Source organism: Bradyrhizobium sp. 956_D2_N1_4 (assembly GCF_052076025.1).
In the GTDB taxonomy this organism is placed as follows: domain Bacteria; phylum Pseudomonadota; class Alphaproteobacteria; order Rhizobiales; family Xanthobacteraceae; genus Bradyrhizobium; species Bradyrhizobium barranii.
In genome coordinates, this window is record NZ_CP197237.1 from 3,951,792 (window position 1) to 3,972,876 (window position 21,085).

Genomic DNA, 21,085 nt, shown 5'->3' on the forward strand with positions numbered 1-21,085 from the left:
CCTCTTGAAGTCGCTGCTGCAATGCACGATCTTGGGCAAGATGGCATCATCTGAAATCACACTCGAGGCTGTACCCTCGATTGGCGAGGTATCTGCCGAGGATTGGGACGCATGTGCCAATCCCGACAAGGCTTGCAACGGGCATGGCGCGGGAACTTCATCCGGGCTTCCAGGCGATTCCCTCGGCCTCTCAAAACCCGCCTATAACCCTTTCGTCTCGCACGCGTTTTTATCCGCAATTGAGAAATCGGGTTCAGCAACCATCCGCACCGGCTGGGGGCCGCGGCATCTGGTGGCCAAGGTCGATGGCCGCGTCGCTGGGGTCGTGCCCTGCTATCTGAAATCGCATTCCCAAGGCGAGTACGTCTTCGACCGCGGCTGGGCGGACGCCTATGAGCGCGCCGGCGGACGGTACTATCCGAAACTCCAGGTCTCGGTTCCCTTCACCCCGGCCACGGGGCCCCGGCTGCTGGTACGCGACGGCGTCGATCGCGAGCGCATCGCGGAGGCGCTTGCAAGCGGGCTGGTGGCGCTGTGCGGCGTCAGCAAGGCCTCCTCGGTGCACGTGACCTTCGCGCGTGAGGCGGAGTGGAAACGGCTCGCCGGGCACGGCTTCCTCCAGCGCACCGATCAGCAGTTCCACTGGCATAACGAGGGATTTGCGACCTTCGACGATTTCCTCACCACGCTCAATTCGCGCCACCGCAAGTCGATCAAGCGCGAGCGGCGCGATGCGCTTGCCGGCGGCATCACCATCCACTGGCTCACCGGCAGCGACATCACCGAGGATGCCTGGGACGCCTTCTTCGAATTCTACATGGAGACCGGGTCGCGCAAATGGGGCCGGCCTTATCTCACGCGCGAATTCTTCTCGCTGATCGGCGAGACCATGAGCCAAGACGTGCTGCTGGTGATGGCCCGCCGCAACGGCCGCTGGATCGCGGGCGCGATCAACTTCATCGGCTCGGATACGCTGTTCGGCCGCAACTGGGGCGCGGTCGAGCATCATCCGTTCCTGCATTTCGAGGTTTGCTACTATCAGGCGATCGATTTCGCGATCAAACACGGCCTCGACAACGTCGAGGCCGGCGCGCAGGGCGAGCACAAGATCGCGCGCGGCTACCTGCCGCGGACGACCCATTCCGCCCACTTCATCGCCGATCCCGGCCTGCGCCGCGCCATCGACGATTACCTCAAGCGCGAGCGCGCCTATGTCGCCGAGGCCGGACGGGAGCTGGCCGAGCTCGGCCCGTTCCGCAAAGGCGTCGACGAGGCGCCTTGACGGTTTGCCACGGCTGATGACAGTAAGCGCAAAATTCGAGGAGCCGCCGCCATGACCGCCTACGACCCCAACAACATCTTCGCGAAGATCCTGCGCGGCGAGTTTTCCTGCCACAAGGTCTATGAGGACGAGCATGTGTTTGCCTTCCTCGACATCATGCCGCGGGTATCGGGCCATACGCTGGTGATCCCGAAGGCCCCTGCCCGCAACATCCTCGACATCAAGCCTGATGACTACGCCCACGTCGCCCGCGGCGCGCACAAGATCGCGGCCGCTGCGATGAAGGCGTTCGAGGCCGACGGCATCACCGTGCAGCAGTTCAACGAGCCCGCCGGCGGCCAGGTGGTGTTTCATCTCCACATGCACGTGATGCCGCGCCACGACGGCGTGGCCATGCTGCCGCCCGCCAGCCGCAAGGAAGACGTCAAGGTCCTGGAAGAGAATGCGGCCAAGCTGATCGCGGCGCTGAAGGCGGGATAGCGCCAGATACACTCCGTCATTGCGAGCGCAGCGAAGCAATCCAGACTGCCTCCGCGGAAACAGTCTGGATTGCTTCGTCGCAAGAGCTCCTCGCAATGACGAGGTCAGGGCGGCGCGCCCCTCACTCCGTCTGAAAATCCCCTGCCTGCGGGGCGGCCAGCGGCGTGAATTCGCAACGATCTGGCTTGATGTCGATCAGCGGCGTATTGTCGATGCAGTCGAGCCCGCGCACCAGAATGGCATTGCCCTCGATGCCGACGAGCTTGACGATCGAGGTGCCGATCGGGTTGGGCCGCACCGGTGAGCGCAGCGAAAACGTGCCGCGGGTCTTCTCGTTGTTCTTCGGGCTTTGCAGGACGATGTCGCGGCGCGACTTGTCGAGCCAGTAGAGCACCTCGAGATTGCTGTAGAAATCGACGCCCTTGATGGCCGGCACGAACGGCTCGAAGATCTCGAGCCGGCACACCGGGCCGTCCTGACGCCCCTGTCGCGGCGTCTCCATCCGCGAGGTCCAGGGCGTGCGGATGCGGCCAATGAAGACGAGGCCGGCATCTTCCGTCGACGGCAGCTCGATGGCGACCTCACCCTCGCGGAGCTCGTTTTCGCGAACCATATTTCCCGTTCCTTGCTGTTCGCCGGTGGTTTTAGCCTAACCACCACTTTCCGGCCAGCATGAAGACTTCGCCTGTCACCACGCCTGCGAAGATCGAGCGGCGGGTCAGCAGGAAGGCGACGAGGCCTGCGCCGACCGCGCCATAGCGCAAGAGGTCCGGCACGCTGGCGAGCGCCCCCGGCGGCTCCACCACGATCTGGGCGATGACGCCGGCCAGGATGGCGGTGGCGACCGCCCTCACCCAGACCAGCAGCTCCGAGCCCTCGTCGATGCCGCCGCCGAACCACAGGCCCAGCATGCGCCATATCTGGTTGGGAACAACGCCGGCGACGAACAGCACGACGAGTGCGTGCCAGTCGCCGATGAGCTGCGCAAAGCTCATGCGCGCACCTCCCGCCACCAATGCACGCCATAAGCGATCGTGCCGGCCACCAAACCGCTGACGAGAATGTCGAGCCCGGAGTTCATCTTCGCGGCCAGCGGATAGAGCAGAACCCCGAGCGTCAGCGCGACGACGTCGGCGACCTCGCGACTGTTGCGCGCGGTCGAGAACAGGAACGACAGCGGCGTCAGCATCAGGATCGCGGCGCCGAGCGTCTGCGTAAGGTTGGCGGCAAGGAAATAGCCGACCGTGTTGGCGGTGAGACACACGGAGACCAGACCAAAACCAAGTCCGTTGACGAAGGCGATGCGCCGCTCGCGCGGCACTTGCGGCAGGAAGCGATGGCATTCGACCCACAGTGTCACCGCCGTAAGATGCGCGGCGAAGAACAGCTCGCGCCGCTTGGTCGTCGGCGTGCGCATCAGGGGCAGCACCGAGACCACCATCGGAAACAGCCGGATCGCGCTGACGGTGACCGCGATCGCCGATTGGATGATGGTCGCGCCGGAGCCGAGCGTGGTGATCAAAATGATCTGCGCGGGGCCCGCCCAGACGAACAGCGTCGAGCAGAGCGCCCAGAGCAGGCTGAAATGGGTGTCATGGGCGAGCGCGCCGATGCCGAGATAGGTCGCGAACAGGACAAGCGTGAGGATCGTCTGCGTGATCGAACGCAGCCCCCACGCAAACGCGCGCCAGGAACTTTGCCATTGAGGGGAATCGAGCGGAGGAAGCGCCACGGGAGTCTTTGGCCGGATTGCGGAATCGTGCCCGCATAACGGGCAATGCTGTGGCTGGCGTCAAGGAAGCGCGCGGCGGGGCTGGCATGCGCGCGCAGGCAGACGCGCCTACCCGCTCACACCCCGGTTCTTCAGCACGAAGCACGCCCCGCCCGCCTTGCGGATACGGTTGCACAGATCATCCGCCTCGCTGCGCGTGTCCGCGCCGATGCGCACCTGGTAGAACGCGCGCGTACCGCGGCTGCGCATCACCGAGCTTAGCAGGCTCGGATCGCGGTCGCCGATCACCGCGGTCAGCCGTGTGACGGCGCGGGAATACATCGCCAGCGCCCTGTTGCGGTCGAAGCCGGCAGCGAGTTGTACGCCCCAGACCTTTGCGGCAGCGAGCTCGACATGCTGTTCGAGCTCGGCGACAAAGGCATTCGGCGCGCGCTTCAGAAGCGCCATGAGATCGCGGCAGCTCGTCGGCGGCGAACTCGGCGGTCCCTTGCCGGTCGCTCCCGCCTTGGCCCACGCGTCAACGCTCGTGCCGGTGATGGCATAGACGTAGTTGCGGGTCTGCTCCGGCATGCCGCCGGTGCCGGCGAGCCATTCCTGCACCCGGCGCGGCCCGGCGTTATAGGCGGCTGCGGCCAAGCCGAGATTGCCGAACTGGTTGCGCAGCTCGTTCAAAAATTCGGCCGACTTCGGCAGCGCCTGCACCGGGTTGAAGGGATTGAGCAGCCCGCGCTCGCTCGCAGTGCCCGGCATGAACTGCGCGATCCCCTGCGCATGCTCGCCGCTGCGCGTCATGGGCCCCACGGCATCGGCCTGGAATCGGCTTTCCTGCCAGATCACGCGGGCGAAGAATTCCAGCGGCAGATTGGCATCCCGTGCGGCGGCCTCGACGATCAGGCAGATCGATTCCCGCGTATCGCTCTCGCGCGCAGCGACCGGATTCGCCGGTGGCATCGCAAGCTCCTCGACGCTGGGGACGGCAATATTGGTCTTCGCGGGCGAACTGTCCCACGCCGCCACCCGTGTCGCCGAGACGAGCAGTGCGGCGATGATGAGTGATGCAGTTCGCGTCAGCCGTGCCCAAGCATCGCTGTGGCGTGCTCCGGCGCGGCATGCAACAAGATGATCTGCCATGTTGTGGCATCGTGCCATGGTTCGACGAGTTGCCAATATATGCTGTTTGACCCGCTTCTCCCAATGCGCTGCCCCGCCCCAGGGATCCGCGCGATCCTCGTCCTCGTAGCCCTCGTCCTGTCCGCCGCGCCCGCCATGGCGCAAGTCAACTGGCGGATGACCACGGAATATCCGCAAAACAACATTTCCGGGATCGGGCTCACCAGTTTCGCCGATCGTGTCGCGGCGCGCACAAACGGTTTCGTGACCGTAGCTAGCGCTTTCGACAACGAGCTCAAGATCAACTCGGGCGAAATGCCGCGCGCCGCGCTGGATGGTCGCATCGCCGGCGGCGACGCCTTCGCGGGCGCGCTTTCGGGCCTCGACCCGGTGCTCGGATTGTCCACCCTGCCCTTTCTGGTGCAGTCCGTCGACCTCGCCCGCGCCACCAATCTGCGGGCGCGCCCGCTCTACGAGAAGGCGCTCGCGGCGCGCGGCCTGAAGCTGCTCTATGTCACGATCTGGCCGGCCACGGGCCTCTGGTCGGACCATGCGCTGGAAGGCGCCGACGCCCTGCCGAAACTGAATTTGCGGGCCTACGACGCCAACTCCGGCGAGGTCATGCGCGCGGCCGGCACGAATGCACAGTTCCTGCCGATGGACGCGGCACTCGCTGGCCTCAGGGAGCACCGGCTGAATGCGTTCCTCACCTCCGGCGACGGCGGCGCGGGACGCAAGCTCTGGGACTTCCTGCCCTACTTTACAGCGATCAACTACGCGATGCCGGTCTCGATCGCCTTCGTCCGCAGCGACGCATTTGCCGAACTGTCCGAGCCGATGCAGCGCGAGGTGCTGGCCGCGGCGGCCGAGACCGAGCAAAGCCAATTCGCGCTATTGACCCATCGCACCATCGAAAACTATGCGCGCATGCGCGACAACGCCGTCCACATCGCCGAGCCGGCGCCGGCGTCCCTCGTCGCCGCACTTCGGAAAGCGGCAACGCCCGCGATCACCACCTGGGAGACGCAGGCAGGCGCCGATGCCGCGGCGATCGTCGAATGGGCAAGACAGCAATAGAGCGAGCCGTGGCGGCCGCGGGCATGCCACTGCGGTGCTGCGTTGAAATGTCCGCCAGTCCCGCCCTTCACTCGCTTCGGTCCTATGCCGAGGCCGGCTTTTCTGTGCTGATTGCGCGGTCCAGGGCATCGATCAGCGTTTGAAGCTCGACGAATTTGTTCCGTGCTCGCTCGGCATTGTCGCGATCAAAGGGAGCGGCCAGCACCTTCGCATGCGTGTCTCTGTCCTCGATCATGCGATCGCGGGCCTTCTTCAATATGTCCAGTCGCTCGTTCATCTGTGCCTCTCCGCCAATATCTGCTCGACCACGATCAGGGCCTCAGTCGAAACCAGCCGGAAGCTCGCCCTTTCGGAAGAACACCGTAGGCTCATCGTCATAGTCACCCATTTCGGGATCGCCGCTGGACGAGAACGCGACGACGCCGAGTTTGCTCAAGGCCAGTCTCTCCGCCGTGCGCAGCGCGCCGCTTTCCGACTTGCAGACGATGGGAGAGTCGGCCTTCAGATTTCCACCCTTGCCGGCGTTGAACGCCTGCACCACGTAGGTTGTTTCGCGCACCATGACGGCACCTCTGACCTGTTGACACACGGAGTTGACGTCAACGACCGCGACAGCCGCGCTCAGCCGCGCATCGCTTCGATGAGCGCGGAAATCCTGATCGTTGCAAAGCTGGAGAAGGTGTCCGACACGGCATATGGCAGGATGATCTGATCATTGTGCCTCATCGCACCGCAGGTATAGACGACGTTGGGGACATACCCTTCGCGTTCGGACGGTTCAGGCCGCAGCAGCGGCTCGGCCGAGCGAGCCAGCACCCTGGACGGGTCGCGTTTGTCGAGCAGCGCCGCTCCGATCGAGTATTTCCGGATCGGGCCGACACCGTGCGTCAGCAGCAGCCAACCTTCGTCAAGTTCGATGGGCGCCCCGCAATTGCCGATCTGGACGAACTCCCAGGGAAATTGCGGTTTCAAAAGCACCCGGCCGCCCTCCCATGTGTAGAGGTCGTCCGAATAGACCAGATACAGGTTCTCATTGTCCTGTCGCGCGATCATGGCATAGCGGCCGTCGATCTTGCGTGGGAACAGCGCCATGCCCTTGTTGTTCGCTGCAGACCCCCGCAAAGGCGTTAGCCGAAACGACATGAAGTCGCTGGTCTCGATCAATTCAGACCGGATCGCACGTCCGCTATAGGCCGTATAGGTCGCGTAGTAGATCTCCCGATCGCCGTCGTTGAATTTGACGAAGCGCGCATCCTCGATCCCGTTGGATTGGGATTCGGTCACGGGAAAGATGACCCGCTCGCTGAGGTCTTCCTCGGGCCTGAACACCAATTCCACACGGTCGCCGTCTGATCCGGATACGCGATGGCTGATCCGGGGGACCGAGGCAAGGCGCGCCGTCGGATCGACGGCCAGGCTTCCGTCAGCCGCAATCGTTCCGGTGCGAAACGTCAGTGACGACACATGCCCCTCGCCGATGGCCCGGAGGCTGACGATGAATCGCGAACCTCCCTTCGGTGCCCCCGATTGATCGGGGTGCGGGACGATGCTGGGGTTGAACAAGGCAGAGGCTTCGAACGAATACTCACTGAGAAAATAGGCACCAATCAGCTGGCGCTGCGTCTTCGAGAAGACGCCATGCGTGGCGAAAGCGTCCTCCATTTCATCCGCTCGGGTCTCGAACCGCTCTAGGAGGTTACGATGTCGCCCCTGGAAATTGTCGAGCACATCCGCAAGCTGAACTGCAACGGCCTCCGAACTGAGCGCCAGAACCCGGTCGACGATATGATTTGCACGCATCTTGTCGGTCGGGTTCAGGTCGCGGGGTTCGGTTGCCGGCTTGAAGGGCCGCACGATGACTCGCGCTGGATCGGGGCGCAGATTAAGCCCCTGCCGGTTCAGGAAAGAAGCTTGTGACACGGTATCCTCGGCGTGCTGAATGAAAAGATGAAGTTCAGGCGCTCACGGCGCGCAAGGCTGTGGGCCTCGTCAAGCTCGGGTTGACGCGCGCAAGCTGGCGCATCTCAGCAAGCCCGAGGAGATAGCAAACAACGGACTCGCCTCCGCGGTTTTCGTTGGCGCGATCAGCGTGCAAACCATCCCGGCAACTGCCAGTGAGCGGATCGACCAGCGCCACTGAGAGATCGTTGCTGCCGAGGAACCAGGCGAAGGCCCGAGTTGCCATGGCTTTCCATTCGGCATCGCCGTCGGCACGCCACGCAGCGAGGCAGGCGGCGATCGTCGCCGTTGCCTCCACGGGCTGCTGATCAAACGCACGGGGATGTTGCCGCCGCTCGCCGAAGCCGGCGGTGCCGACCGGCCGGAAATGCCCTGCCGCGGTCGTCTGCTGCGTCATGAGCCAGCGCAGAGACCTCAATCCGGCATCGAGATATTGGGGCGCCTGCGTCGCCATGCCTGTGAGGATCAGCGCCTGCGGCAGCCGCGCGTTGTCGTAGGCCAGCCCTTCCTCGAACCACACCCAGTCAGACGTCTCGACCGACGCCAGACAGGTCATCAACCTGCCGGCAAGGGAATGCCGGACGTCCCTGGCGTGGAGATCGTCCGGAGCTACAGCGCAATAGGCGTCCAAGCCCAGCAGCATGAATGCCCATGCGCGGGGCGAACGAAAGCTCGCCGCGATCGACAATGCCTGGGCGAACAAAGCAGCGGCCCACAGGCGCCGGGCCGGGCTCGCGTCTCTGCGTGCAGCCTCGCCCAAAGCCCATAGCGTCCGCCCGTGACTGTCTTCCGACCCTCTGTCCTCAAGCCAGGTTCGATTGAACCCCATGAAGTTGCGAAATTGCCCGGTGTCGGGATTCCAGGCGTGCTGCACGAATGCCGCAAACCGGCTCGTCAGGATTTCCGACAGCGGCTGTTCGCCTGGACCATTGAGGGCGCAGGCCAGCAGCAGCGCTCGGGCATTGTCGTCGACGCAATAGCCGTGCGCGCGATCCGGCACCGAATGGACCGCATGCTGGAACAGGCCGACATCATCGCACATCGACAGGAAATGGCCGATCTGCATATCGGGCGATGCGGCGCTACGTGGCTCCGGCACATTCATGTCCGAGCCCGCGAAGAGCTTAAGCCGATGGCCTTGCCGTACATTCTCGAAGACGGACACGTAGCGCTCGGCCACCCGCTCCCATGTCATCATCCGGCTCGCCGCATAGGCGCGCCGCGACATCGCCTGCCGGCGGGCGTCGTCGGTCAGCAGGCCTGCGATCTCGTTGCCGATCGCCGCGGCGTCGCTGAAAGGCACCAGCACGCCGCACCCGTCGGCAAGCAGCTCGCGGGCGTGCCAGTAAGGCGTCGAGACGACCGGCTTCCCCAATCCGAAGCTGTAGGCCAGGGTTCCCGAGGTCATCTGGGCCTCGTTGAGATAGGGCGTGACATAGACGTCGCACATCGAGATGAATTCGAGCAGCGTGGCGAGATCCGCGAACCGGTCGAAGAACACCACGTGGTCGTCAATTCCGAGTTCGCGCACCCGCGCCACCAGGCTCTCGCGATAGGCCTCGCCCTGGTTTCGGACCAGGTTGGGGTGCGTTGCGCCAAGCACGACATACACCGCATTCGCGCAGCGCTTCAGAATCGACGGCATGGCGTCGATCATGATTTCGATGCCCTTGTTCGGTGACAACAGGCCGAATGTCAGGATGACCGATTTTTGCTCAAATCCAAGCTTGGCCTTCGCTGCATCAGGCTCGACGAAGGCGACATCCGGAATGCCGTGGGCGATGACCTCGATCTTGTCATCGGCCACCCGGTAGACGTCGCGCAGCAGTTCGCGGCCCTTATTGGCCATCACCACGACCTTCGACGACGCCTCGACGATGCGCTCCATGACCGTCCGCTGCGCAGGTGTCGGATCGGCGAGCACGGTATGGAACGTCGTCACCACCGGCATGGCAAGGCGGGACAACAGCACGAGGATATGGGCCCCGGCCTCACCACCGAAAATCCCGAACTCGTGCTGCAAACACACGGCATCGAACCGGCCGGCATTGAGGAAATCCGCGGCCCGCATGTAGTCTTCGATATTGCCGTCCTTGATCTGGAACGCGACCGCCGGAGGATAATCATAGGCTTGACCGCGATCGGTCATTGCCACGATGCAGGTCTCCAGATCCTGGCGCGAAATCGATATCGCGTTCTTCAGGTCGGTCGTATAGGTCGCAATTCCGCATCGTCGAGGCAGCGAGTTGCCGATCACGGCGATACGGCGGAGCGGCGTCATGTCGGCACCTCTATGATTTCGCTTGATGTCGGAGCGTGCACGGCGGGCGGACGCGCCGGCGATTTCTGTCGTCCGTCACCCCTGCCACGCGCTGCTTGATTGCAAACCTCAACAGCCGCGACAGATATTCTTCAGCTTCGCTGCGGTTCTGGCCTCTTCCGCAATGAAGGGGTCCTTGTAGGCAGCCCGCGCGGCGTCTTGTTCGGCAGCAGTGGGTTGCTTCGGTTTCGGCGGAAACGCAGCGTCGTAGCATGCGAGCCGTCCGCTCGTGCTCTCGATTGCGCGGCAGTCCGGCTCTTTCTCTTTCGCGACTGCGCTTTGCACGAATGTGCCAAGCGCCAATGCGACAATAAGCATTTTCATACGGGTATCGTTCCTCGCGGAGGATCCGGGCGCGCCGTTTGACGCCCCTGCGCTCCTCATGCCTCGAACTGGTCGAACTCGTCAGACAGCAGAACCCGGCCCTGCGGCGTGCATATCCGCACGTCGACATAGCCTTCCTGCAACAGCTCCCTCGCCTTCTTCAGAGCGGCGGCCGTCGTGGTGCGGGCCAGGCTGACGTAGCCGCTTTGATCGCGTCCGCTCACCAGATATTGGAGCGGCGTCCTATCCATGCAGAAAAGCCGCAGCGGCCACCAGGAGCAACAGAAACAGCGGGACGATCACCGGCGGCACGATCCAGTCGGCCAGATTAAAGCGAGGCATGCGCGCTCCTCCTCGTTCGGCGGGAGCGCTAGTGACCCTCAGTCACCGATGGATGCCATGGGAAGGGCGGTGATCGCAGGACCCTACGCTTATGCCCTGCCAATAGCGAGCTTAAAAACGGCACGCGACATCGACGCGGCGGCGTTGCCTTGAGCAGCCGCGTCGTTTAGGTCAAACAACGGCGGTATCAACACGGGCACGACTGGCATGGCTACAATCTTCTTCGATCTCGACGGCACGCTGACCAACCCGAAGCCCGGGATCACCCGCTCAATCCAATACGCGCTGGAGCGGCTCGAACTTGCCGTGCCGAGCGAGGACGAGCTGACCTGGTGCATCGGACCGCCCCTGCACGCCAGCCTGAAGAAGCTCACCGGAAGCGACGAGCTCGCCGACCGTGCGCTACTGCTTTATCGCGAGCGATTTGCCGATATCGGCCTGTTCGAGAACGAGGCCTATGCCGGCATCATCGACACGCTGGCGACGATCGCCGCAACCAGCCAGCGTATGTTCGTCGCCACCAGCAAGCCCGCGGTCTACGCCACCCGCATCGTCGATCATTTCGGCCTGAAACCGTATTTCGAGCGCGTGTTCGGCTCCGAGCTCGACGGCACGCGTGTCGACAAGCGCGACCTGCTGCGCTACGCGCTCGACGAAACGAAGGTCGATCCCGGCAGCGCGATCATGATCGGCGACCGCAGCCACGACGTGATCGGCGCCCGCACCAACGGCATGACCGCGATCGGCGTGCTCTATGGCTATGGCAGCGAGGCCGAGCTGCGGGATGCCGGCGCGCATCACATCTGCGCCGCGCATCCCGAACTGCTCGGTCACTGCGCAGCCTAGGCGCTGACGGTCTCGACGGCCGCCAGCATGCCGGTCTTCGAATGGCAGTTCAGATATTCGAAGAACTGCTCGTCCGCGGCGGCCACCGTGACCTCGTGATAGAGCCGCAGCTTTGCCGACGGCCCGAGCGTCGACAGGTATTTCATCGCCGCGCCGAATATCTTGACGTGGGTCGGATGTGACTCCGCCCAGCGCTCCAGTGCGGCAAGGCTCTTCCACCAGCTCTGGCCGTAGGACTTTTCGCTCACTTTGCCGTCGGCGGAGAGCACCTGCATGTAGCGGTTGGCGTAGCATCCGATGGCTAGCCCGTCGTCGCGCAGGAAATCCATGCCCTCGCGCAGCGCCGGCTCGACATCGTCGAGATAGAGCTTTCGCTCCGATGCCTCCGTATCGCTCCAGTCCTGCCCGGAGCGGATCAGGCAGAGATTGTCATGCGCCTTCACTCGCAGCCGCGCGCCGTCGCGGACCAATTCCGGCGCGCCGCCCGGCGTCATCGGATCGGTCTGCGACAGCGGAATGCGATCGCGCATGCCGCCCCAATAGGCGTGCTCCTGCACCTCGCCGCTCATGCCGTCGGCGATTGCGGCCACGCCCTCGGGCCGGTCGAGCGAGGAGAACAGCGTCTCGTGCCGGGCGACCGTGGGACGCAGCACCTCAATGAAGGTGCCGATGCCCTCGCGGCGGTTCTCGTTCCAGGCCACGCGCGCCAGTGCAAACCAGGTGTCGAAGCGCGCGATGTCGTCCCAATAGGCAACCGACACGACGGTCTCATAACCGGCGCGGTCGACGTAGCGGGCGCGGTCCCAATGCGAAGGCCCGCCCTCGGCAGCAAATCGCGCCGCGATCTCGGCGAGTGCCGCCGTCGCAGCCGCCGGCGCGGCGCCGCGATACTGCACACCGAAATAGGCCATCACGACACGGCTCACAGCGGGCTGGTAGCGCGCCACGAACGACGGATATGGCGGCTGGTAATCGTCCGGCACGCGCTTGTGGCGCGTGCGCTGGGTCTCGAGATGCAGAGGAATTGCGGATTCCATGATCGTACCCTCCCCTTGATCCCGGCGATCAGCTCGCCGCCGCCGCGATATCCGTGGGCTCAATGGTGTCGACCGGCAGCGCGAACTGCTCGACACGCTGGTATCGCTTCTTGTTGAGCAGGAGCCGCGTCACGTCGGGCCGCGAATAATGCCCGGCGGGATCGGCAGCGTTCTTGGCAACACCGATGGCACCGAGATCGATCTCGGCAATCAGCAGCCCTTCCTGGTCCGGCGCCAGCTTATCGCCGATCTGGCTGCCGTCGGGACCGTAGATCGCGGCGAATCCGCCGCCCACATGCAGCAACGCGTTCTTGTCGGGCCGGTCGCAGAGCTCGTCGATCATGGCCTGCGAGACCGTCGCGCACGGCGCGAGCACGAAGCAGGAGCCCTCCACCGCATAGACGCGCGAGGCGGCATTATTGACCTCGGCGCCGAGCGCCGGCGCAAAGGGATCGTAGAGCGAGAAGCTCGGCCAGGCCGCGACATGCACCTGCTCATTCTGGGCGTACATCGCGTATTTCGACAATGGCTGGAGATGCTCCCAGCAGCACAATGCACCGATGCGGCCGATGTCCGATCTTGCGTGGACGGCGAGATCGCTGCCGTCACCCTCGCCATAGACCGTGCGCTCGGCATGGGTCGGCCGCAGCTTGCGCCGCTTTGCGATGGTCTCGCCGTCAGGCCCGATCAGCCATTGCGCGAGATAAAGGCTGCCGCCGTCGCGCTCGGACAGGCCGAGCACGGCGGTGAGCTTTGCCTTGCGTACGGCGTCGCGCAGGCGCTCGGCCTGCGGACTGTCATAGGACAGCGAATTGTCGAAATAGCGCTGCACAAAACCGCGGCCGATCGCCCAGGCCGGCGAGTCCATCCAGATGTGCCAGGGGTAACCGGGGATGAAGGCCTCTGGAAAGGCGATCAGCTTGGCGCCCTTCTCGGCGGCGTCCCTGATCAGCGCGATCGACTTGTCGATCGAGGCGTCGAGATCCAGCCAGGCGGGCGCCGCCTGCACCACCGCGACCTTGTATTTCGGATGTTCGATGCCCATTCCCGCCTCCATTGCCGGTTGATCGGAAGCCACGTCCGATGCAGTCTATTTGGCCAAGCCACCCGGCCGGGCGCTCGACCGCAGTGGAACAAAAACTCGACTGGCCGGGATCGCCGACGGGTACGGGACTTGCCTTCGGCCTGGCTGGATCTGCGCCTACATGCGGTTTTGCTGGATGTGACAGGGAGGCTTGCCGATGCCAATCCAGTTCACGACAGACGGCAGCCCCGGCTACCGGCGGCTGGCGCTGTGGCAGGACATCGTCTGCGACGTCTTCGTCGGGCTCGACTGCAAGTCCGACCTCGGCAGCGCCTTTCGCGGCTCGGTCACGCAGGCCCCGCTCGGCAAGGCCGTGTGCTCCGAGGTCTGCTCCGACCGCCAGCACGTGTTCCGGACGCCGTCCCGCATCGCGCGTTCGGATCAGGATTTTGTCCTGGTTGCGCTCGGCAATCGCGGCGACGGAGGCGTGGTGCAGGACGGCCGCGAGACCGTGATCCATCCGGGCGAGTTCGCGCTCTACGACACGACGCGGCCCTATGAGCTGAAGTTCAACCACGCCTTCACGCAAACGATCTTCAAGGTGCCCCGCGAAATGCTGCAGCGCCGGCTCGGCGCCACCGAGACGCTCACCGCGATGTCGTTCGGCGCCGATGTGCCGCTCGAACGGCTCGCCTATGATTTCATCTTCAGGCTTTGCCAGAGCGCGGACCGACTTGCCCCGGACAACGCTGCGGCGTTGTCAGAGCAGGCCGTCGATCTGCTCGCGATGGCGCTGAGCGAACGGCTCGGCAAGACATCGCTGCCGTCCTCCACCCACCGCTCCGCCCTGCTCTATCGCCTGAAGGCCCATATCCGCGCTCATTTGGCGGATCCCGACCTCTCGCTGTCGGAGGCCGCTGCTGCACTCGGCATCTCGCCGCGCTATGTGAACGATCTCCTCGCCGACGAGGATACCTCGTTCCAGCGCCACGTGCTTGCCGAGCGTCTGGCCCAATGCCGGCGTGACCTCGCCTCGCCCGTGCTGGCCCATCGCCATGTCAGCGAGATCGCCTTCGCCTGGGGCTTCAACGATCTCTCGCATTTCGGCCGCGTTTTCCGCGAGCATTTCGGAATGTCGCCACGCGACTTCAGGCAGAGCCAGTTGCGGCACTGACATCCAGCCAGCTATCACCTCGAGCCTTCGCTGCAGGCGAAGGCAAGGCTCGTCAATTCCAGATTGCCTTGTCCGGCTGCGCGCATCAGGCTGGCGTGCATGAGGACTCACGCCACCATAAGCGGATCGGAGCTGTTGCTGGGTGTGATCGCGATCAGGCTCGCGGTGTTGGTCCTGGTGGGCTGGGGCCTGACGCTGCTGCCGCGGCAGGCGCGTGACGGCGAAGCCGCCTGCTTCCCCTCGCCCGCAACCAGGATCGAGGTTCAGTCATCGGTGAAGACGCCAGGCGCGCGCCTTGCCGATGCAGCATTCGATGACATGCGTCTGCACGACTAGGCCATTCCCGAGCAAGGCCGGTATGTGAGCGCGTGATAGGACGCGGCCCGCGCTTGCATTACCATCGCACCCCAAGGCCGCATCGATCAACCAGCGGCCAGCCGAGGAGCATATCGATGGAATACCGACGCTTGGGCCGATCCGGCCTCATGGTGCCCGCTTTGAGCCTGGGAACAGGCACCTTCGGCGGCGTCGGCCGCCTTGCTGCGTGGGGTACGACGGACGCGGCCGAGGCGCGGCGCCTTCTGGATATCTGCCTCGATGCCGGGGTGTCGATGTTCGACACTGCCAACGTCTATTCGCTCGGCGAATCCGAGCGCGTCCTCGGCGAGGCCATCAAGGGCCGCCGCGACAAGGTTCTGATCTCGACCAAGGCCACCTTCCGCTTCGGCGATGGGCCCAACGACATCGGCTCGTCGCGGCAGCATCTGCTCGCGGCCATCGACGGTTCTCTGAGCCGGCTCGGCACCGATTACATCGACCTGTTCCAGCTTCACGGCTTCGACGCGTTCACCCCGCCTGAAGAGGTGCTTGCGACTCTCGACGTGCTCGTGCGCGCCGGCAAGATCCGCTACGTCGGCGTCTCCAACTTTTCGGGCTGGCACCTGATGAAGTCGCTCTCGGTTGCCGACAAGCATGGCTTCCCACGCTACGTCGCCAACCAGACCTACTATTCCCTGATCGGGCGCGACTACGAATGGGAGCTGATGCCGCTCGGTCTCGACCAAGGGCTGGGCGCCGTGGTCTGGTCACCGCTCGGATGGGGACGCCTCACCGGAAAAATCCGCCGCGGCCAGCCGAAGCCCGAGGTCAGTCGCCTGCCCAAGACCGCCGATTTCGGCCCGCCCGTGCCCGATGAGCACGTCTATCGCGTCGTCGAGGCGATCGACGAGGTCGCCCAGGAGACGGGCAAGAGCGTCTCCCAGATCGCGCTGAACTGGCTGCTCCAGCGTCCGACGGTCTCGACGCTGATCATCGGCGCGCGCAACGAGACGCAGCTGCGCGAAAATCTCGGCGCGGTCGGCTGGACATTGACCAAGGACCAGATCGCAAAGCTCGATGCCGCGAGCAAGGTGACGCTGCCCTATCCCTACTGGCACCAGCGCACCACCTTCACCGACCGCAATCCGCCGGCGGTGTAGCGACGGCCAACTGCCCGACCGCTCGGCTCCCCGAGCCCTCGCGAAAGCGGTCCCGACCCGTTTTCCTGTGCCGGAAGGCCTGCTTCCGGCACAGGAACCGTCCGGGTCCTGCCGGGTTGCGATCCATCCTGCAATTTCCTAATCCGGGGATGAATCACCGCTCCAATCAGGCGCGCCTCCATCATGTCGTCTGCCCCGATCGAGCATGCCGACGGCCTGCCGCAGCCGCAGCGCAACCAGGCGGTGCTGACGATTGCGCTCGGCATCATCATGGCGGTCGTCGACAGCGCCATCGCCAACGTGGCGCTGCCGACGATCGCGGCCGACCTCGATGCGAGCCCGGCCTTCTCGATCTGGATCGTCAACGGCTACCAGCTCGCGATCACGATCTCGCTGCTGCCGCTGGCGTCGCTCGGCGAGATCGTCGGCTATCGCCGCGTCTATCTGGCCGGGCTCGTACTGTTCACGCTCGCATCCGCCTTCTGCGCGCTGGCGCATACGCTACCGCTGCTGACGATCGCGCGCATCATCCAGGGCTTTGGCGCGGCCGGCATCATGAGCGTCAACGCGGCACTGGTGCGCTTCACCTACCCGCGCAGCCAGCTCGGTCGCGGCATCGGGATCAACGCGCTCGTCGTCGCCTTCTCGGCCGCGGTCGGCCCGACGCTCGCCGCGGGCATCCTGGCGGTCGGAACCTGGCCCTGGCTGTTCGCCATCAACGTCCCGCTGGGTGCGGTGACGCTGGTGCTCGGCCTGCGCAGCCTGCCGCACACAAAACCCGCTGGCCATTCCTTCGACTGGCAGAGCGCAGGGCTGTCCGCGATCACCTTCGGCGTCGGCATCGCGGCCGTCGACAGCGTCGGTCATGGCGAGGCCGCCGTCACCTGTCTCGTTCAATTCGCCATCGCCATCGTCGCGGGCGCACTGCTGATCTACCGCGAAACCCACATGACCTCGCCGCTCTTGCCGGTCGACCTGTTGCGTATTCCGGTATTCGCGCTGTCGATTGCCACCTCGATCGCCTCGTTCTGCGGACAGATGCTGGCCTTCGTCGCGATCCCCTTCTACCTCCAGAGCCGCTTCGGCTATTCCGCCGTGCATATGGGACTTCTGATCACGCCCTGGCCGATCGCGGTGGCGTTCGCAGCCCCGCTCGCCGGCCGCCTGGTCGAGCATTACCCGGCCGGCCTGCTCGGCGGCATCGGGCTCACGCTGTTTGCCGGCGGCCTCGGCGCACTCGCCTTCCTGCCTGCAAGCCCGACACCGCTCGACGTGATCTGGCGGATGGCGCTGGCGGGGGCCGGCTTCGGCCTGTTCCAGACCCCCAACAACCGCACCATGATCGCGGCCGCCCCGCGCGAGCGCGCCGGCGGCGCCAGCGGCATGCTGGGCACGGCGCGCCTGCTCGGCCAGACCACCGGCGCGGCGCTGGTGGCGCTGCTGCTCGGCCGCTATCCGACCGAGGGAACCAGGATCGCGCTCCTTGTCGGCGTCGGATTTGCGCTGTGCGGTGCAGTGCTGAGCATGCTGCGGCTGTCGCCCGCGGGCGCGCGCGGCGCCGAGCACGTCCGGGTACAGGACGACCAGCGCCTGCGCGGCGAATAGCTCACGTCCAGGTTCTGCTGCTCTCGCGCGCAACTTGTGCGTGGCTTAACTATCTGGACCAATGACGTATTGCCCTCCCGCTCCGGTTGCGCTTCATTGACGCGGGGAATAAGGGGCATTTCATGCGTTCATTTGGAATTGTGGCGCTCAGCGTCATGCTGGGCGGCTGCGCGTCTGTCACGCGTGGCACGACCGAAAACATCAGCATCTCATCGACACCGTCGGGCGTGGAAGCCGTCGTCAGCGGAATGGAAGTTCCGACCACCTGCACGACGCCGTGCTCCGTGGTCGTCAAGCGGAACGCCGACATTTCGATCACCTTCCAGAAGGAAGGCTATGAACCGCAGATCGTGCCGCTCAGCCGGGACATACCGACCTCCGGGGCCGCAGGCTTCGCGGGAAATCTCTTGCTCGGAGGTGTCGTCGGCATGGGCGTCGATGCTGCCACCGGGGCGGCAACCGATCACAAGCCGAATCCTGTCATCGTGACCATGCAGCCGTCAGCCCCTGCCCGCGCACGGCCACCCGCGCCGAAGAAGCCGCGGCCGCCGGCAGCGCCTGCGCCCGACACCGGCACCTAGCGCCTCGCGACCGCCACGCAAACAAAAAGGCCGGCTTTTCAGCCGGCCTTTTCAATTCATATCGCTCGCAATCAAGCCTTGACCAGCGGGCCCTTCGAGGTCGGCCCCTTCGAGCCGCCGGAGCCGCCACCGCCCGGCTTGGACTTGCCCGGCGGACGCTTGCGGGCGCCGGGCAGCTTCTCCTGCTTCGGCGTGATCGGACCGTCGAGGAACTCGAACCCGATCTTGTCCTTGGTCTCGTCGGCCTCGTCCTTGACCAGGACGACGCGGACGTGGCCGCCACCCTTGAGCTTGCCGAACAGCACCTCGTCAGCCAGCGGCTTCTTGATGTGCTCCTGGATGACGCGGGCCATGGGCCGTGCGCCCATCTGCTCGTCGTAACCATGCTGGACCAGCCAGGTCTTGGCGGGCTCGGACAGTTCGATGGTGACGTCGCGATCGCCGAGCTGCGCTTCGAGCTGAAGCACGAACTTCTCCACGACCGTACCGATCACCTCGACGCTGAGATGGCCGAACGAGACGATGGCATCGAGACGGTTGCGGAATTCCGGCGCGAACTGCCGGTTGATCGCCTCGTGGTCGTCGCCTTCCCGCTTCGAGCGGGTGAAGCCGAACGCCTGCTTGGCGAGATCCGAAGCACCTGCGTTCGTGGTCATGATCAGGATCACGTTGCGGAAGTTGACCTGCTTGCCGTTATGGTCGGTGAGCCGGCCGTGATCCATGATCTGGAGCAGCACGTTGTAGAGGTCGGGATGCGCCTTCTCGATTTCGTCGAGCAGAACCACGCAATGCGGATGCTGGTCGACGCCGTCGGTGAGCAGGCCGCCCTGGTCGAAGCCGACATAGCCGGGAGGCGCGCCGATCAGGCGCGACACGGTGTGACGCTCCATGTATTCGGACATGTCGAAGCGCAACAGCTCGACGCCGAGCGACGCCGCCAGCTGCTTTGCCACCTCGGTCTTGCCGACGCCGGTCGGACCCGAGAACAAATAGCAGCCGATCGGCTTCTCCGGCTCGCGCAAACCGGCACGCGCCAGCTTGATCGAAGCGGCGAGCGACTCGATCGCCTTGTCCTGACCGAACACGGTGCGCTTCAGGGTCTGCTCGAGATGCTTGAGCACCTCGGCATCGTCCTTCGACACGCTCTTCGGCGGGATCCGCGCCATCGAAGCGATCGTGGTCTCGATCTCCTTGATGCCGATCGTCTTCTTGCGCTTGTTCTCGGCCACCAGCATCTGCGCCGCGCCTGACTCGTCGATCACGTCGATCGCCTTGTCCGGCAGCTTGCGGTCGTGGATGTAGCGCGAGGAGAGCTGCACCGCGGCCTCGATCGCCTCATTGGTGTACTTCAGCCGATGGTAGTCCTCGAAGTAAGGCTTGAGACCCTTGAGGATCGCGATCGCGTCCTCGACCGTCGGCTCGTTGATGTCGATCTTCTGGAAGCGCCGCACCAGCGCGCGGTCCTTCTCGAAGTGCTGGCGGTATTCCTTGTAGGTGGTCGAGCCCATGCAGCGGATCGTGCCCGAGGCAAGCGCCGGCTTGAGCAGGTTCGACGCATCCATCGCCCCGCCCGACGTCGCGCCCGCACCGATCACGGTGTGGATCTCGTCGATGAACAGGATGGCGTTGGGATGCGCTTCGAGCTCCTTCAGCACCTGCTTCAGGCGCTCCTCGAAGTCGCCACGATAGCGCGTGCCCGCGAGCAGCGTGCCCATGTCGAGCGAGAACACGGTCGCAGCCGCAAGAACCTCCGGCACCTCGCTGTCGACGATGCGCTTGGCGAGGCCCTCCGCGATCGCGGTCTTGCCGACACCGGCCTCGCCCACGAACAGCGGATTGTTCTTCTGCCGGCGGCACAGCACCTGGATCGCTCGGTTGATCTCGGAATTGCGTCCGATCACCGGATCGATCTTGCCGTCGCGCGCCTTCTTGTTGAGGTTGACGCAATAGGTCTCGAGCGCTTCGCCCTTCTTCTTGGCGTCCTCGGTACCCTTTGCCTCGGTCTCTTCGTCGACGCCGCGCACCGGCCGTGCCTCGGAGACGCCCGGCCGCTTGGCGATGCCGTGGCTGATGTAGTTGACGGCGTCATAGCGCGTCATGTCCTGCTCCTGCAGGAAGTACGCGGCATGGCTTTCGCGTTCGGCGAAGATCGCGATCAGCACGTTGGCGCCGGTCACCTCTTCGCGACCGGACGACTGCACATGGATTACCGCGCGCTGGATCACGCGCTGGAAACCGGCGGTCGGCTTGGCGTCGTCGGCGCCATCCGTCACCAGATTCTCGAATTCGGTTTCAAGGTAGTTGACGAGGCTCGTGCGGAGCTTGTCGAGATCGACGCTACAGGCGCGCATGACGGCGGCTGCATCGGAGTCGTCGATCAGGGAGAGCAAGAGATGCTCGAGCGTCGCGTATTGGTGATGACGCTCGTTTGCGATCGCCAGCGCACGATGCAGGGATTGTTCAAGGCTTTGGGAAAAAGTCGGCATTCGCGTCCTCTATGGCCCCCACCATCATGATCGCCATCGCCCGGTCAGGCAACAACAACCTTTGTCACATATAGTTATACAAGACCGCGGCGAAAGACCGGTTCCGCGACTCAAATGGGCATTACGCGCCCACGGCATGCTCGATGCAAAACCCGTTCCGATTTGGGGGCAGAACTACCCATTTGGGCAGGATTGACGCCGCTGATTTTCGCGGGATCACGCAGCAGG

The 21,085-nt window shown here is 64.6% G+C and carries 21 protein-coding genes; 9 read left to right on the forward strand and 12 right to left on the reverse strand.

All coding sequences use genetic code 11. From position 1 onward, the window contains the following. The first annotated feature begins 40 nt into the window (after positions 1-40). On the forward strand, positions 41-1,282 hold the full coding sequence (locus AB7535_RS18610; protein WP_439036731.1) for a GNAT family N-acetyltransferase: 1,242 nt from the start codon (positions 41-43) through the stop codon (positions 1,280-1,282). Positions 1,283-1,333: 51 nt separating this feature from the next. Beyond that, entirely contained in the window at positions 1,334-1,762 is a 429-nt protein-coding gene (locus tag AB7535_RS18615) for an HIT domain-containing protein (protein ID WP_063982784.1), read from the forward strand. A 121-nt stretch (positions 1,763-1,883) separates the two neighbouring features. Here AB7535_RS18615 and tsaA read toward each other — a convergent pair whose 3' ends face one another. From tsaA to AB7535_RS18635, 4 genes are all read right to left on the reverse strand, one after another. Continuing rightward, positions 1,884-2,375, reverse strand: a complete 492-nt coding sequence (gene tsaA / locus AB7535_RS18620) for a tRNA (N6-threonylcarbamoyladenosine(37)-N6)-methyltransferase TrmO (RefSeq protein WP_014494668.1) — start codon at positions 2,373-2,375, stop codon at positions 1,884-1,886. A 31-nt stretch (positions 2,376-2,406) separates the two neighbouring features. Further along, complete coding sequence (locus tag AB7535_RS18625) at positions 2,407-2,757, reverse strand: AzlD domain-containing protein (protein ID WP_439036732.1); 351 nt, start codon at positions 2,755-2,757, stop codon at positions 2,407-2,409. After that, a complete protein-coding gene (locus AB7535_RS18630; RefSeq protein ID WP_063982781.1) occupies positions 2,754-3,494 on the reverse strand; it encodes an AzlC family ABC transporter permease in 741 nt (246 codons plus the stop codon). Before AB7535_RS18630 ends, AB7535_RS18625 begins: the two co-directional genes overlap by 4 nt. Before the next feature lie 108 nt (positions 3,495-3,602). Continuing rightward, on the reverse strand, positions 3,603-4,643 hold the full coding sequence (locus AB7535_RS18635) for a transglycosylase SLT domain-containing protein (protein WP_439036733.1): 1,041 nt from the start codon (positions 4,641-4,643) through the stop codon (positions 3,603-3,605). A gap of 21 nt (positions 4,644-4,664) precedes the next feature. Between AB7535_RS18635 and AB7535_RS18640 the strand changes: the two genes are divergently transcribed. Continuing rightward, positions 4,665-5,681 (forward strand): TRAP transporter substrate-binding protein, encoded by a 1,017-nt coding sequence (locus AB7535_RS18640; RefSeq protein WP_439036734.1) that lies wholly within the window; start codon positions 4,665-4,667, stop codon positions 5,679-5,681. Positions 5,682-5,763: 82 nt separating this feature from the next. Here AB7535_RS18640 and AB7535_RS18645 read toward each other — a convergent pair whose 3' ends face one another. The 5 genes from AB7535_RS18645 to AB7535_RS18665 form a co-directional block, all read right to left on the reverse strand. Next, positions 5,764-5,958: a hypothetical protein gene (locus AB7535_RS18645; protein WP_439036735.1), complete on the reverse strand. Its 195-nt coding sequence runs from the start codon at positions 5,956-5,958 to the stop codon at positions 5,764-5,766. 42 nt (positions 5,959-6,000) lie between these two features. Beyond that, the gene (locus AB7535_RS18650) at positions 6,001-6,243 is read right to left on the reverse strand and encodes a hypothetical protein (RefSeq protein WP_063982778.1); all 243 of its coding nucleotides are present in this window, start codon (positions 6,241-6,243) and stop codon (positions 6,001-6,003) included. A gap of 59 nt (positions 6,244-6,302) precedes the next feature. After that, positions 6,303-7,601 (reverse strand): glycoside hydrolase family 130 protein, encoded by a 1,299-nt coding sequence (locus AB7535_RS18655; RefSeq protein WP_439036736.1) that lies wholly within the window; start codon positions 7,599-7,601, stop codon positions 6,303-6,305. A gap of 34 nt (positions 7,602-7,635) precedes the next feature. Then, the gene (locus tag AB7535_RS18660) at positions 7,636-9,921 is read right to left on the reverse strand and encodes a glycosyltransferase family 4 protein (protein WP_439036737.1); all 2,286 of its coding nucleotides are present in this window, start codon (positions 9,919-9,921) and stop codon (positions 7,636-7,638) included. 419 nt (positions 9,922-10,340) lie between these two features. After that, on the reverse strand, positions 10,341-10,535 hold the full coding sequence (locus AB7535_RS18665) for a hypothetical protein (protein ID WP_063982774.1): 195 nt from the start codon (positions 10,533-10,535) through the stop codon (positions 10,341-10,343). 298 nt (positions 10,536-10,833) lie between these two features. Between AB7535_RS18665 and AB7535_RS18670 the strand changes: the two genes are divergently transcribed. Beyond that, positions 10,834-11,472, forward strand: a complete 639-nt coding sequence (locus AB7535_RS18670; protein ID WP_439036738.1) for an HAD family hydrolase — start codon at positions 10,834-10,836, stop codon at positions 11,470-11,472. Here the strand turns inward: AB7535_RS18670 and AB7535_RS18675 are convergent. Both AB7535_RS18675 and AB7535_RS18680 read right to left on the reverse strand, forming a co-directional pair. Then, positions 11,469-12,509, reverse strand: a complete 1,041-nt coding sequence (locus tag AB7535_RS18675) for a phenylacetaldoxime dehydratase family protein (RefSeq protein ID WP_439036739.1) — start codon at positions 12,507-12,509, stop codon at positions 11,469-11,471. The genes AB7535_RS18670 and AB7535_RS18675 overlap by 4 nt on opposite strands. 28 nt (positions 12,510-12,537) lie before the next feature. After that, positions 12,538-13,554: a carbon-nitrogen hydrolase family protein gene (locus tag AB7535_RS18680; RefSeq protein WP_071917400.1), complete on the reverse strand. Its 1,017-nt coding sequence runs from the start codon at positions 13,552-13,554 to the stop codon at positions 12,538-12,540. A gap of 196 nt (positions 13,555-13,750) precedes the next feature. On the opposite strand from AB7535_RS18680, the gene AB7535_RS18685 reads away from it, so the two are divergent. From AB7535_RS18685 to AB7535_RS18705, 5 genes are all read left to right on the forward strand, one after another. After that, positions 13,751-14,707: a helix-turn-helix domain-containing protein gene (locus tag AB7535_RS18685; RefSeq protein WP_135216955.1), complete on the forward strand. Its 957-nt coding sequence runs from the start codon at positions 13,751-13,753 to the stop codon at positions 14,705-14,707. Positions 14,708-14,806: 99 nt separating this feature from the next. Then, on the forward strand, positions 14,807-15,043 hold the full coding sequence (locus AB7535_RS18690; RefSeq protein WP_259257235.1) for a hypothetical protein: 237 nt from the start codon (positions 14,807-14,809) through the stop codon (positions 15,041-15,043). Between the two features lie 116 nt (positions 15,044-15,159). Beyond that, positions 15,160-16,185, forward strand: a complete 1,026-nt coding sequence (locus AB7535_RS18695; protein ID WP_439036740.1) for an aldo/keto reductase — start codon at positions 15,160-15,162, stop codon at positions 16,183-16,185. A 183-nt stretch (positions 16,186-16,368) separates the two neighbouring features. After that, the gene (locus AB7535_RS18700; protein WP_439036741.1) at positions 16,369-17,790 is read left to right on the forward strand and encodes an MFS transporter; all 1,422 of its coding nucleotides are present in this window, start codon (positions 16,369-16,371) and stop codon (positions 17,788-17,790) included. A 122-nt stretch (positions 17,791-17,912) separates the two neighbouring features. After that, positions 17,913-18,371: a PEGA domain-containing protein gene (locus tag AB7535_RS18705; protein WP_092193127.1), complete on the forward strand. Its 459-nt coding sequence runs from the start codon at positions 17,913-17,915 to the stop codon at positions 18,369-18,371. Positions 18,372-18,442: 71 nt separating this feature from the next. Here the strand turns inward: AB7535_RS18705 and clpA are convergent, their stop codons facing one another. Continuing rightward, a complete protein-coding gene (clpA, locus tag AB7535_RS18710) occupies positions 18,443-20,857 on the reverse strand; it encodes an ATP-dependent Clp protease ATP-binding subunit ClpA (RefSeq protein WP_014494656.1) in 2,415 nt (804 codons plus the stop codon). Between the last annotated feature and the right edge of the window lie 228 nt (positions 20,858-21,085).